Genomic DNA, 13,819 nt, shown 5'->3' with positions numbered 1-13,819 from the left:
TTGAGGGTGGCTTCTTTGTTTGCCCTGCATGTCTCTTTTCCATTCATAATTTTTGTTTTCCGCCATACATTATCAATAGAATATAGGTACAAGTTGGCTGATCGCTGACAGAAATGGAGCTTATTATGCCCGATTTGCTTTTAGGAAGCTTCTGTTCCGCCATGTCTACAGGCTTGGGGGCTTTTATTATTCTATTTGTGACAAAATCCTTCACCCACCGCTTCCGTGATATCCTTCTTGCCTTTACAGCGGGCATCATGATGTCCGCTTGTATGATGGGACTCATTCCGGAAGCGATGGAACTTGGAGGGTTTGTACCGCTTGTTATCGGTATTTATTTTGGAGTAGCGACACTTACTTTTATGGAAAAAAATATTCCTCATATCGATGTGAATCATTCGAACATTCCTTTTGCATATGAACAAAAAGCGATGCTCATCATTATGGCCATTACTCTGCATAACATTCCCGAAGGCCTGTCGGTAGGTGTTTCCTATGCATCGCCCGACACGGAAACCGGCAATCTTATTGCTATGGCGATTGGTCTCCAGAATGCCCCAGAAGGGTTCCTAGTCGCCCTATTCCTCCTCAACCTCAATATTTCCAAGTGGAAAGCGTTCATCATCGCCGCCGGGACCGGGACAATCGAAATTGCCGCTTCCCTTGTGGGATATACTATGACTACCTATATCCAGAATTTGATTCCGATTGGACTTGCTTTTGCAGCCGGAGCCATGCTATTCATTATCTATAAAGAGTTGATTCCCGAAAGCCATGGGGACGGCAATGAACGGGCAGCTACCTTTTCTTTTATTGCCGGTCTGCTGGTTATGGTCATGCTAATGACCTCATCCTGATTATTTGCCTATCCAGGGCATTATGAAATGGCCAATTGAAAATTCTTCTTCCAGAATGAGTTTATTTCCTTTTGCTTTTCAGCATGGATTTGTGAACTAATCTGATATTCATATATCACTTGATCTAAATCTTCACTTTTTTGAATTGTAATAGAATGATTCAGACCATATAGAGACGCAAATTGAATTAATTCCATTCTCTTCACTTGAATATCCGAAGAAATCTCCGATAAAGCACGTTCTATCATTTTTTCTATATCTCCCTTTTTACCCCGAATATGAATCATGTTAAATTATTACAAACTTTCCCATACTTGTAAATAGATTCGCAAATATAGACAAAAACCGCATTGGGCCTTTTTTTTTATTCGACAACCCCTTCCTCTTAGGGCGATCAAGTGAAACTTGAATCGGGTGGTTTTATTTCATTTCTTCGTTTGAGGCGGGAGTCTTAGCGCCAGTTCGAATGGGCTAAAGATATGCCTTTATGTTTTATTGTAAGGGAAGTTAGGTATAACATATATATACTGCTCATTAGTGAGAGGGGGTAGGCATGATGAAAGAAAGCTTATTCAATAAAGTAGCGTATAACCGCTATAAATCAAAAGCAGAGAAGTATACGAAAGATAAACGGAAAGCCTCTGCCTTGATCAACAAGGCGAGCGCAAAATCCAAAAAAAACAAAGCGTCACTTAAAGGAATATGGGATTCACTGGTTACGATGACGCAAATGTTGAAGGCCTGGGTTACAGGAGAATATAAACAAATTCCATACCGCACGCTGGTCCTCTTATTTGTCGGAATCCTTTATTTCGTCACCCCAATCGATATAATCCCTGATTTTATTATAGGGGTTGGCATGCTGGATGACGTAGCCGTAATCGGATTTATCATCAAAGGGATCCAAAAAGACCTTGACCGCTATACGTTCTGGAAAAAGGAAAAAGAAAATACAGTGTATACGATTGATTATAGCAACATCCAGCAATAAGAACAAAACAGCTTAACAACCAGCAACAAAAGAGCAGTCTTTATCACTGCTCTTTTGTTGCTGGTTGCGTTATTTATATAAAAAAGTAAAGTGAACCGCTGATTAACGGGGGTCATTTATCCCCCATTTACCCTTTTCCCCTTCTCTCCCATTATCTAAAAAAGGTTACTCTTTTTTCTCAGGATTGCAAGGAATGTAAACATCTACGATCGTTCCTTTTCCCACCTTGCTTTTGACTTCTATCCACCCTTGATGTTCTTTGATTATTTTATAACTGACCATCAACCCCATGCCTGTCCCCCGGTCTTTTGTAGTATAAAAAGGTTCGCCCAGCCTTTTTTGTTTTGAAGCAGGAATTCCTATTCCTTCGTCCATAATGGATATTTTCAAGAACTTTTCATTATAACCGCTCGTCTTTACTGTAATAATGCCCCCCTCGGACATGGATTCAATACTATTTTCTATTATATTGATAAAAACTTGCTTTAATTGATCCCTTTCACATATAAGAGAGTAATGTTTTTGGCTGAATAAAATGGAGAATGAGGTCTGTTGTTTCATTGCCTCCTTGCTTAGTGCATCTATTGAATCTTGAAGAATTTGGCGGATGTCATTCATTTTATACTGGATTGCTTGCGGTCTGGCTAAAACCAGAAACTCAGTGATGATCGTATCAATCTTTTTCAATTCGGAAGAAATAATATTAAAATAGCTTGAAAAATCAGCATCGATATTATATTGCAGCAATTGAATAAATCCCTTCAAAGAAGTCATCGGATTACGGATTTCATGGGCAATACCGGCTGCCAATTCACCGATCACATGTAAGGTATCGGATTTCTTGATTTGTTCCTGCAATTCTAATCTCTCGGTTACATTTTTGATGATTGTAAGGTGAAGGCCTGAAACAAGTTCTTTCTTCGTACTAAATTCCAGGTGTTTGTATTTGCCCTCTCTTAAAGGAAATGAGATGGTTTCTTCTACTTTCGTGTTGTTCCTGATCCTTTCCATCATTTGTTCAATATCCCAGCGGCTTTTTGGCACAGCATCTAAAATCCTGTCGATTGGCATATTGATGAGAGTATTTTTGGGCTGCTCAATAATGCGGGCGCCCGCATCATTAATGTCGACGATCCCCTCCTCTTTCCACAGAATCAAGCCATCCTGCATGCCGTCGAAAATCGATTTGAACTTTTTCTCGCTTTTGCGCAGTTCCACCTCCATTTTATGCCTTTCGCTTATATTTCGGAAAATCGTAATATTGAATGAAGCATCGCACATCGTCTTAATGGTGAAATCAAGCAGTTTCTTTTGCCCATTTCCCATAATGAAGAACATCTCTTCCCTTACGGCTCCTTCGTTCCTCAATGTTTCCATCATACTTAGGTATTTTTTATCCTTTTTGCTGATAAAACTGCTGACTTTCTTCCCTAGCAGTTCATTTCTTTCTAATTCAAACATGCGGCAGCCTATTTCATTAATGTCCGTAATAACCCCCGTAGCATCCGTCAAGACAATGGCATCATTCACCTGTTCGAACATATATGAAGAAATCTCATTACTTCTCAACAATTGATTTTCAATCGACTTTTTTCCTTGCATATCTTTCATAATACCAACAAAAAGAGAGCGAAAAGAACGGTTATATCGTTTGTATTCAAAATGGTATGCGTGACCATTCATGCTCACCGGTGTTGATCCTTGAGCTTCTTCTGCCAGTATCCTTTCGAAGGTCTGGCAATCCATTCCCTCGGCAAAGAGAGAATAGACCGATTTCGACATCGCCGTATCTTTTTGTAGCCCTGCTATTTCAAGAAATGTTTGGTTCATGTCGTACACTTGGCCGTTGCGGCCAAATATGACAACGCCGAGCGGCACTTGGGAGAGAATGTCCCTGAAAATGTCTAGCGAAAGGATGTATTCCTGTTCCATCCTTTTAAATCCTGATTGGTCCCTCAATGTAAATAGGTATGATTCCGATGCAAATACAGCATGATAAGCGATATGAATATTTTTCCCTTCGGCATTGGACCACTTCCACTCGCCGGCACACACCTTTTCAGAACGGATCAGATCTTCATCAAAAAAGCTTTGCCCCTCGGATACAAGGGAAAGAATACGCCCTAATGGCTGATCGATATATTTACTATGTGTAAGCCCCAATAAAGTGGCTGCAGAGTCATTGATCTGGATAATCTCAAATTGTTCGTTTGTCATAATCATGGCATCCAAGGACAATTGAAAAAAAGATGAAGGAAATAAGAAATCTTGTCCTTTTGTCAAGTTCTTATCATCCTTCTCATGTAAGAGTGGCTGGTTTTGTCTCAATTCACTTCCCACCTTCGCTAAATCTTCGCATAAGGATATAGTATTCGACATATACCTGTGAAATCCTATTTACTTTTGTTGTTTTTATTCTTCAACTATCGACACAAACAGGCAAAAAAAAGAAGCCTAAGAAAGGCTTCCTTTTCACAGATATGGGGTTTCATGCTTTACAAGCAATGTTTGCCATCTCTTTTGGACTTCATTTTTAAAGTCATCGAGCAACGGTTTGTTTTCAGGCTTCAATAAATGTTTTGATTTGCCCATATAAGACAACCAATCTTCTACAGGAATTCTTTTTTTACGGGTTTCCGGATTGTAGGTGATGGCCGTTTCCCCTTGCTCAACCTCATATAGCGGGAAGAAACAAGAATTCACTGCAGCTTCCATAATCTTATTGCCGAGACGGTCCTCTGAGCGCCAGTTGAGAGGGCATGTAATTAGCAATTTCCCATAGACAGTGCCGACATTCTTGGCATACCATTGGGCTTTTGCAGCTTTTTTAATTAAATCCTGCGGAAAAGCCTCGCTGCCCGTAAAGACATAAGGAATGTTGGCAGCAGCCATAATCTGTGGAGTATCTTTATGATGGAATGACTTGCCATATTGTGTCTTGCCGACGTTGGTCGTGCTCGTCATATGGCCGAGCGGCGTAGAGTAGGACATTTGGGAACCTGTATTCATATATCCCTCATTATCATACTCCAGCATAATAAGCTTGTGGCCCCTTAAGGCAGTGCCTATAGCCGAACCCATGCCGATATCCATGCCCCCGTCTCCTGTCACCATGATAAATGTTACGTCATCATCCACTTGGATTTCTCCCCGTTTTTTCTTTTCCATAAATGCTTCCAATGTTCCTGAAAGAGTAGCAGGACCGTTTTGGAAAAGGTTATGGATCATTGTTTGTTTATGGGAGGAATAAGGATATGACGTGGTAACCACGTAGGCGCAGCCCGTTTGGAATAGGACTACAATATCGCCTTCTATCCCTTTGAAGAATAATTCGAGCCCGGTAAAGATGCCGCAGCCAGGACACGCTCCGTGCCCTGAAGCTATGCGCTTAGGCTTGGCCGTTAAAGCGCGAAGAGGCGGGATTCTAACTTTTAGTTTTCCAGACTCTTCTTGTTCCACTTTAATTAAACCAGTTTTAAATGCATCGCCATGGAGCGGTTCCATGACAGGCTCCAGGACATTTTCCACCGTTCCTGGTGTCTGGCCGTAATAGTCAAAGGATGGCACATCTTCCTTTTCAAATACAGCCAATGCCAATTTGAATAGGTTCAAGGCATCGTCCGTATAGAAATCCTTTCCGCCCAGTCCGAAGACCCTGCTTAAGACATGGGTTTGGTTCATCGGGTCCGATTGGATTGCCGATTTGATTTCATGTGTCAGGTTAGGGCCATTCGCACCGTAGGAATCCGCCCTTTCACCAACCAACAACACTTTAACACCTTTCAATGCCTGACGGATGGCATGTGCCGGGAATGGCCTGATGATCCCAGGACTGATCACCCCTGCTTTAATTCCCTGCTTTCTTAGCTGGTCTACTGCATCCTTTGCAGTTTCTGCAGCGGAATTGACCAAGAATAAAGCCACATCGGCATCATCCATGCAATAAGTATTCAAAGGACCATACTGGCGTCCAGATATGGCGGCGAATTCATCCGCTACTTCCTGAAACACATTCATAGCAGCATACATGGCATTTGACTGTTGGTAATGGTTATTCAACAAATCGTCGCCATTCATATGCGCCCCAATCGTAACCGGTTTTTTTGGATTATCGGCAAATGCATAATCAGAAGGGCATTCCCCTATAAACTGCTGGACAATTGCACGGTCTTTGAAAAAGTTCACTTTCCGCTTTTGATGTGAGGTAAAAAAACCATCATAGGCTACAATGACAGGCAATCTGACATCTTTATGCTCTGCAATTTTTAGAGCCATTATATTCAGATCATATACCGCCTGAGGTGTGCCGGCCGTCAGAATCACCCAGCCTGTGTTCAAAGCGAAGTATAAATCCGAATGGTCCCCACGGATATCTAAAGGGCCGCTTACTGATCGTGTCACAAGGTTCATTACCATCGGAAAGCGTGTTCCCGCTTGCACAGGCAGCTGCTCAAGCATATACATCAATCCATTTGCGGAGGTGGCATTGAACACCCTTGCTCCCGTCACGGCCGCACCGTAGCAGATTCCTGCTGAGCCATGTTCCCCATCTGCTGCGATCAACTTAATATCATGCTGTCCCTGTGCTTTCATCAAATCCAGCAATTGCGCAATTTCCGTTGACGGAGTAATCGGATAATAACCCATCAGATGATAATTAATTTGCGCTGCGGCAAGCGCAGCCATTTCATTTCCGGATTCGAATGCCGTTTCCTGCAGGCATTCCGTTCTTCTTTCTTCCACTACACTCATGTGACCAGCCCTCCTTTATAGCTGTCGATTCGTTTCTTGACGCTTTTTTCCGTCGCCACATTCCCAATTTCCCTTAAATCGGTCAAAGAACCTGTTGGACATGCTTCTACACATTTAAGGCAGCCCTTGCAGAATTGATAATCGATCCCTTGGAGGAACATATTTTTTCTGCCGCGTTTGTCCTCTCCCTCTATCCATACAAAACAATCATCCGGGCAGACATTGTCGCAGGCTGCACAATTAATGCATGTTTCCTGGTCAAATGACGGGATAAAGCCCTGTCTGGATCCGCTCATATCTTTGAGGATGGTATTTCCGTACGCGGTAATAATCCCGCCGATGGGCTGGGTTTGGTAGCCCAATTGAGGATGGCCGGCAGCAGTCTTTATGTTCAATACTTCACTTGTTTCTTTATGATAATGTTTAAAAACTACTTCATTATAACCGCGGTCGAACGTTCTGATATTCGGTTCCACTAAGTGGGGGTATTTTTTTTCAAACGTTTGGCGGATGACTTTCCGCATATCTTCCGGGTTCAAGAAACTACATGTTCTAAAGAGCGCTCCAAGCATTGCCGTATTTACTTTTGTCTTTTCTTCCAAAGCAATGCTCAATGCGTCGATGACTGCGATCGTGCACCCTGAAATCTGCAGCTCTTGCTGGATTTGAGCTGGTTGTTTAACAGAGTTGATGAGCAGTATGCCTTCATCTTGAAGCCCTTTTGCTACATCGACCATTTTATACAGGCCATCATGAAAGACACCGATTACATGCGGATGCTCAATCGGGCTATGGTCTCTTATTTCCACGTCCGGATCGCAGAATCGGATGAAGCTCTTCACAGGCGATCCTTTCTTTTCAGAACCGTAGGAAGAGAAGTTGCACCCATTCAGCCCTAAACCAAGTACGCCGGCTTCAGCCAACATTTTCCCTGCCAGATTAGCCCCTAATCCGCCGATGGACTCCAGACGGATTTCATAGAATCCCAATGTATTTTTTTTAGGCAATACAGACATGATGATCACTCCGCTTCTAGTTAAACAATTTTATATATAACGAATGGAATCAGTACTTCCATTAATAGTTAATCGCCACACAAACATTCCCTAAAGGACAATTTGTTCGTTAAGGTTTTCAATCATCCCTTCCAAGCATCCTTTATGCAATCGTATGCCTCCCACTTCTGAGTCTCCTTGCTTTATATTAGCGGGAGTCATAACACCAGTCGGAATGGGATGGCATTTCCTGCATGCTTTCTTATAGCAGCACACACTTTTAAATCAAATTCTATTGTATGTTTAAAAGGGCTCTAAAGAAATGAAAATTTTTGGGTATCGCGGTATTTTTACTGGAACGGATAGAAAATTTATCAATATCTTTCATATATATTACAGGCTTTTGCAGTCTATTTGGCATTTCGGTTTGTCATTTAAATGTTAAGGAAATGTAACCGCCTGTCCTGTTAATCAGCGTTAAGATTGGGGTATTACATTATAAAAAGACATTTCGCCCTAGTATGGGCGCTTTATTCCCTGTTGCTAGTGAAGGCTCGGTGACGATGAATCAATTCCACTTGCCATCCGGCTGGCTCGGCATTGTTTTGTATGCCTGCAACAGAAGAGTCAATTACAAATCATGGAGGATATTATGAATACTAGAAGCTTTTTCTTCGATAATGCTAAATTTATCCTTATTTTTTTCGTGGTGTTTGGCCACTTACTTCGAACATACATACACGACGCAGACAGCATTTATGCCCTGTATAAAACGATCTATACCTTTCATATGCCGGCCTTCATCCTAGTTTCCGGATTCTTTGCCAAAGGCATTTACCGAAAAGGCTATATAGTGAAACTATTCAAGAAGCTGATCGTCCCTTATTTAATCTTTCAAGGTATATACTCTGTCTATTTTTACTATTTGGACAAGGCGCCCACTATTAAGCTGGATCCGTTTGAACCCCATTGGTCCCTCTGGTTCCTGATTTCACTATTCTTTTGGAATATGATGCTGCTGCTATTCTCACGGATGAAGCCTCTATACGGACTTACCCTGACAATTCTGATTGGTCTGCTCGTAGGGTATGTAGACGAAATATCCAACTACTTGAGCCTTTCCCGGACATTCGTTTTCTTTCCAATGTTTTTGGCCGGCTACTATCTGAAAAAAGAACATATCCAAAAACTTTTTACTGTGAAGATCCGCGTTGCATCCATCCTGATTTTCATTATTGTAATTGTCGGATTCTATCTTTATCCAGATATTGATTATAAGTGGCTGTTGGGCTCTAAACCTTATTCGGAATTGAATGCCACCTTTGGGATGCTGACCAGATTAAGCTGCTATGGGTTAAGCTTTCTTATGATTGCCTGCTTCCTTTCCCTAGTGCCAAGAGGCCGTTATTTTTTCACCCTATTTGGCGAAAGAACATTGTATGTATACTTGTTGCACGGCTTTTTCATCCAATTTTTCCGCGAAAGCAATCTGCATCAATATGTTTCTTCTTCCAATGTTTACTGGATCCTAGTTGCGCTCGCTATGACACTGACCCTCTTGCTTTCAAGCAGATTTGTGTTCTCCATGGCCCAGCCCGTTATCGAATTGAACGCAACAAGATTCAAACCCCATGCTTACAGAATGATGAACCAAATGAAGAGGTATATTCGCCTGAATTGACAAAAAGCCCGCGGACAGTTGTCCACGGGTTTTTTGGCCTATTAGATTGAATGTGAGCCTTTTGCATCTGGGGCTACTTCCCTTGCTTATTCAGTTTACTGTTTTTTCGTGAATAAAAAAAATAAATGACCATTCCTATAGCCAGCCATATCAAGAAGCGAATCCACGTTGCACCGCTCAACTGAACCATAAGGAACAGACAGAACAAAATGGCTAGTGCCGGGACAACCGGCACCCCCGGACATGTAAATGCCCTCTTTAAATCAGGCCGTGTTTTCCGCAAAACCAGTACAGCCACCGAAATCAACGTAAACGCGGATAATGTGCCGATATTGACCAATGAAGCCAGTTCATCCAACGGGACAAATCCTCCAAGTCCAGCCGCAATAAGGCCAAAAATCCAAGTAGCTCCATATGGCGTTTTGTATTTTTTATGAATTTTGGAAAGAAATGGCGGCATAAGCCCGTCCCTCGCCATCGCATACATAATCCGTGTCTGGCCGTATAACATGACCAGCATGACAGTCGTCATGCCAAACACGGCTCCAACTGAAATAACGCCGGCCACCCAATTCTGGCCTGCCATCTGCAGGACAAGTGCCACTGGCCGGTCAAGCGCCTGGCTGAAAGCAGGATACGGAACAACACCGGTCATAATCAATGAAACTGCCACATATAAAACAGCACATATTGCTAAAGAAGTTATAATGCCTTTTGGCAGGTCCTTTGCTGGGTTTTTTGTTTCTTCGGCTGCCGACGCTACGGCATCAAAGCCCACAAAAGCGAAAAATAATAAAGCGGCTGTAGAGAAAACGCCTTTGAAGCCGAAGGGCATGAAAGGAACCCAGTTGGCAGGCTTTACATAAAAAATAGCTACGATTATGAACAATAGCACAACCGCTATTTTAAAAAGCACCATCATGTTATTTAGCCTTTTTGATTCTTTTATTCCAATTGAAAGTACAAAAGTAATGGCAATCACAATGAGGATTGCCGGCAGGTTCATATAGGTCGTTGCTCCCTTTACAGCTCCCGGCGCTGCAGTCAGCGCTTTCGGCAAATCAAGGCCTATTCCGCTCAGGAACGATTGGAAGTATCCGGACCATCCCACTGACACTGCACTGACTGCCAGAAGGTATTCAAGGATGAGATCCCAGCCGATTATCCAGGCAAAAAATTCACCAAGTGTAGCATAAGTATATGTATAAACAGAACCCGATATTGGCACAGTAGAAGCGAATTCCGCATATGCCAGAGCTGCAAAAAGGCAAGCCAATGCCGCAATTACAAAAGATATGGCTAACGCTGGGCCTGCCTGCACAGCTCCCGTTCCCGTCAAGACGAAAATGCCCGTACCGATTACTGCCCCGACTCCAAGCATCGTTAAATCGAATGCCCCCAATTCCCTTTTCAAACCCTGGTTTTCTGTCGAAGCAACCAGACTCTCTATCGATTTCTTCCTCATCAAACCATTTTTCATAACAAACATCCCCCAAGTTGTTTAACCCGTCCAAGAAAAATAAAATTGTCATTTGATTGTTTATTTCCCGTATAAAGTATTATTTTTAAAAAATTTAGATAATTCGATTATATGGATATGGATGTTGTTCGTCAATGTTTTCTTTTCTAGTAAAATAATGCCTGGCTGACAGTCAAAAAAGGTGCCGGCCATTCATCTTGGGCCGGCATCTTTTTTATTTTTCTATATCCTGGAACTTTGGTTTTTCAATAATACAATAGATACTTCGGGCTTCTTCACGGACAATACTGACTCCGCTATACTTGATTGGATGCTTTTCTTCATTTAAACATCCTTCTACTTGGCTTTGCAGCTCTTTGGCACTTTCTATTTTTCTTTTAAGATGTAATAAAGAGATTCCTACTTCTAGTTCGTGCCCATTTTTAAATTGGACAATCGTCTTCCTTCGTCCCGCACATCTTTCAACATTTGCGATTTGGTGCATGGCAATAAAGACACAGCCGTCATTCGTGTATTTCTCTGTAGCAATCCAATACAATTTATGATAACCGCTTATTTGTAAAGGCGGTGTTTGTTTGATCTCTAATAACATCCTTGCTGCTTTCATCGCTCCATTGAACTCCTGCCCAAACTTAAGCATTGATTTTTTGATAATCTCAAGGGGCGGCTGATCAACATAAATGGTCCTGCCGAATTCAATGACAGTTGAATAAACTTCCCCATTGGGCCCAAACCTTTTAATCATACAAATGGTTTTTCCATTAATTGTGTAGAATGCATACCTCTTCTTTTCCAATTCTCTCACCTTTTTCTTTAATTAATCATTTCCATTTCTTCAGGAAAAAGGTATACTTGCTATTGTCAGCAGGTATATCCTCTGATTGCCCATAAGCAGCTGTCCCCACGACTTCTTTGCTTATGGGCGTTTTGCATATGCTCATGCTTCACATATGCCACGCCTCCTTTTAAATGAGATACCTTCTATTTCGCATTAACTCTTGGTTCCTATTCCCTCTAAAAATAACTCCTCTACCTATTGTGTACGTTTTCGCTAGATTTGCTCTTTCATTTCAATAGCAAAAGCAAAAGATGATTGGAATTTTTGTGATTGATGTCTTTTTTTGTTGTAAGCTGTTCATTTATGAGGAAAATTGAAAAATGAACCTTTAGGACTATTATCGATTGAAAAAGGTTCTGTGTAAACCAATATTTTCCTTATTTTTGCATTTTTCAGTTAATGTTTCATCCCATTCATTCTTCCAATAATTCAGCCGTTGAATTATCGCTAAAATTCTTTATAATTAAATACTTCCGTTTACTCTCCTGCCATTCGGCCTGTCCTCCCCTTTCAGACTAGCTAAGTGCATTTCTCTGCAGAAATTCCTGTATTCACGCCTTTTTAAGCGAATTAGATTCTCTCTAATTCTTTCTTGTATGTAACGATACTAACGTACAATTGAATTAGCAGAAGATACGAGAGTCCAAATTAACATCCCAATTTCCTCTTTCACAAAAAATACAAAATTGCATTTTCAGCTATAAAAAACGCCCGTTTCCACCTTGAAAAAGGATATTTCCCAGTAGAATTCCAGGCATATTTTGCCGTTTTACAAAATGACATTTTTTGTTCACAATTACCATTTGCTCACAATTCTACAAATTTCATATAGTATTCACCATTGCCACATTATTAATATATCAATAATTCGAGAGAAAATGTAATATACCAGTATAATGTAAATTTAATCAAAAATAAGATTATTTTACCTTTTATGTTGAATTTTCGCTCATTTCAAACCATTTTTTACCTTCACATAATTATCATAAATCTTTATCGTTTGAAATTTCGGGTATGAATTAATATAGTATATTTAAAGGTATGTGAATGCATAAACACTATACCTCAATAGTTACAACATCTGGAGAATCACAGATTTCAAAATCTTAATGATTTTCCGATTTGTTACGCCTTTCTCTTTAATCACACAAAGGGAAGCAGCAGCACACTCATCACTTAAGAAAGGGGAACATTATGAAAAAGAAGTGGGCAGTATTAATTGGATCTTTTTTAACGATGCTGGCTTTGGCTGGTTGTGATTATCAAAGACCGCTTGTATTCAGACCAAATGGTCCGGTTGCTCAAACTCAGGCAAATACAATTAACTTTTCTGTATTCTTCATGATTTTTATTTTGGTTGTCGTGGTAGTGCTATACATATTCATGCTAACCAAATACAGAGCATCAAAAGCGCCTAAAGATTATGAGCCGCCTCATGATAAAGGTAATAAGTATTTAGAATTTACTTGGACCATCATTCCAATCATTATCGTAACAATCTTAGCTGTAGTCACAGTAAAAACAACAAATGAGGTTGAAAAAACGCCTAAAGGGTATGAGGACCAAAAACCTTTAGTGATTTATGCAGCTTCTTCCAACTGGAAATGGCATTTCAGCTATCCGGAAGAAGGAATTGAAACAGTCAATTATGTAAACATGCCAACAAAACGTCCGGTGGAATTCCGCATTTATTCTTATGGACCGATTACAAGCCTTTGGATCCCTCAACTAGGCGGACAAAAATACGGTATGAGCGATATGATTACAAAATTGCATTTTGTTGCAGATAATCCTAAATCCATGATGGGACGCAACTCTAACTTCAGCGGACAGGGTACCGCCAAAATGGAATTCGAAGCTTTATCAATGACTCCTGCTGATTTTGACCAATGGGTTAAAGATGTTAAGGCAAATGAAAAGAAATTGACAGAAAAAGAGTTTAATAAATTATTAGACACACCATATGTTGGCAGAAAATCATATTCTTCCACTCACTTGAAGTTCAGCCCTCCTCCAGAAGAACATGAGGATATGCAGAACATGAAGAACATGGATGATATGGATATGAAAAAAACAACTCCAACAGACGGCAGCGGTTCTGATGATAACCAGTTCGACAAGAAAAACACAGAAGGCAATGACAAGAGCGAACATAATGATCACAGCGAACATAGTAATCATTGATGTGTTAGCAGAACTAAATACAGCAAATAAGAAAGGAGTTA

Annotated in this window: 10 protein-coding genes; 4 read left to right on the top strand and 6 right to left on the bottom strand. The window is 40.9% G+C overall.

Features of this window, described 5'->3' with window-relative positions; translation table 11 throughout:
• The first annotated feature begins 125 nt into the window (after positions 1–125).
• Entirely contained in the window at positions 126–857 is a 732-nt protein-coding gene (locus BN1765_RS07725) for a ZIP family metal transporter (protein WP_050614573.1), read from the top strand.
• Positions 858–877: 20 nt separating this feature from the next.
• Here BN1765_RS07725 and BN1765_RS07720 read toward each other — a convergent pair whose 3' ends face one another.
• Positions 878–1,105, bottom strand: coding sequence for an aspartyl-phosphate phosphatase Spo0E family protein (locus BN1765_RS07720; protein ID WP_050614572.1), 228 nt, complete (start codon positions 1,103–1,105; stop codon positions 878–880).
• Between the two features lie 305 nt (positions 1,106–1,410).
• On the opposite strand from BN1765_RS07720, the gene BN1765_RS07715 reads away from it, so the two are divergent.
• Complete coding sequence (locus BN1765_RS07715) at positions 1,411–1,848, top strand: YkvA family protein (protein ID WP_069203001.1); 438 nt, start codon at positions 1,411–1,413, stop codon at positions 1,846–1,848.
• Positions 1,849–2,013: 165 nt separating this feature from the next.
• Here BN1765_RS07715 and BN1765_RS07710 read toward each other — a convergent pair whose 3' ends face one another.
• The 3 genes from BN1765_RS07710 to BN1765_RS07700 form a co-directional block, all read right to left on the bottom strand.
• Complete coding sequence (locus tag BN1765_RS07710; RefSeq protein ID WP_187119430.1) at positions 2,014–4,131, bottom strand: PAS domain S-box protein; 2,118 nt, start codon at positions 4,129–4,131, stop codon at positions 2,014–2,016.
• 189 nt (positions 4,132–4,320) lie between these two features.
• Complete coding sequence (locus BN1765_RS07705; protein WP_050614569.1) at positions 4,321–6,600, bottom strand: thiamine pyrophosphate-dependent enzyme; 2,280 nt, start codon at positions 6,598–6,600, stop codon at positions 4,321–4,323.
• Positions 6,597–7,616 (bottom strand): 2-oxoacid:acceptor oxidoreductase family protein, encoded by a 1,020-nt coding sequence (locus tag BN1765_RS07700; RefSeq protein WP_050614568.1) that lies wholly within the window; start codon positions 7,614–7,616, stop codon positions 6,597–6,599. Before BN1765_RS07700 ends, BN1765_RS07705 begins: the two co-directional genes overlap by 4 nt.
• Before the next feature lie 631 nt (positions 7,617–8,247).
• Here BN1765_RS07700 and BN1765_RS07695 point away from each other — a divergent pair.
• Positions 8,248–9,276 (top strand): acyltransferase family protein, encoded by a 1,029-nt coding sequence (locus BN1765_RS07695; protein ID WP_050614567.1) that lies wholly within the window; start codon positions 8,248–8,250, stop codon positions 9,274–9,276.
• 73 nt (positions 9,277–9,349) lie between these two features.
• On the opposite strand, the gene BN1765_RS07690 is transcribed toward BN1765_RS07695, so the two are convergent.
• Entirely contained in the window at positions 9,350–10,756 is a 1,407-nt protein-coding gene (locus BN1765_RS07690) for a branched-chain amino acid transporter BcaP (protein WP_050614566.1), read from the bottom strand.
• A 214-nt stretch (positions 10,757–10,970) separates the two neighbouring features.
• The gene (locus BN1765_RS07685; protein ID WP_261797556.1) at positions 10,971–11,561 is read right to left on the bottom strand and encodes a competence protein ComK; all 591 of its coding nucleotides are present in this window, start codon (positions 11,559–11,561) and stop codon (positions 10,971–10,973) included.
• 1,227 nt (positions 11,562–12,788) lie between these two features.
• On the opposite strand from BN1765_RS07685, the gene qoxA reads away from it, so the two are divergent.
• Positions 12,789–13,778 (top strand): cytochrome aa3 quinol oxidase subunit II, encoded by a 990-nt coding sequence (gene qoxA / locus BN1765_RS07680; protein WP_050614564.1) that lies wholly within the window; start codon positions 12,789–12,791, stop codon positions 13,776–13,778.
• The last annotated feature ends 41 nt before the right edge of the window (positions 13,779–13,819 follow it).

Source organism: Bacillus testis (assembly GCF_001243895.1).
Lineage (GTDB): Bacteria > Bacillota > Bacilli > Bacillales > DSM-1321 > Bacillus_AD > Bacillus_AD testis.
The sequence above is the reverse complement of the archived record's forward strand: the minus strand, read 5'-3'. Positions and strand labels throughout refer to the sequence as shown.

Coding starts and splice junctions, on each gene's coding strand:
- BN1765_RS07700 (WP_050614568.1), bottom strand. CDS start 7,616: ATGTCTGTATTGCCTAAAAAAAATACATTGGGATTCTATGAAATCCGT.
- BN1765_RS07695 (WP_050614567.1), top strand. CDS start 8,248: ATGAATACTAGAAGCTTTTTCTTCGATAATGCTAAATTTATCCTTATT.
- BN1765_RS07720 (WP_050614572.1), bottom strand. CDS start 1,105: ATGATAGAACGTGCTTTATCGGAGATTTCTTCGGATATTCAAGTGAAG.
- BN1765_RS07725 (WP_050614573.1), top strand. CDS start 126: ATGCCCGATTTGCTTTTAGGAAGCTTCTGTTCCGCCATGTCTACAGGC.
- BN1765_RS07705 (WP_050614569.1), bottom strand. CDS start 6,600: ATGAGTGTAGTGGAAGAAAGAAGAACGGAATGCCTGCAGGAAACGGCA.
- qoxA (WP_050614564.1), top strand. CDS start 12,789: ATGAAAAAGAAGTGGGCAGTATTAATTGGATCTTTTTTAACGATGCTG.
- BN1765_RS07715 (WP_069203001.1), top strand. CDS start 1,411: ATGATGAAAGAAAGCTTATTCAATAAAGTAGCGTATAACCGCTATAAA.
- BN1765_RS07690 (WP_050614566.1), bottom strand. CDS start 10,756: ATGAAAAATGGTTTGATGAGGAAGAAATCGATAGAGAGTCTGGTTGCT.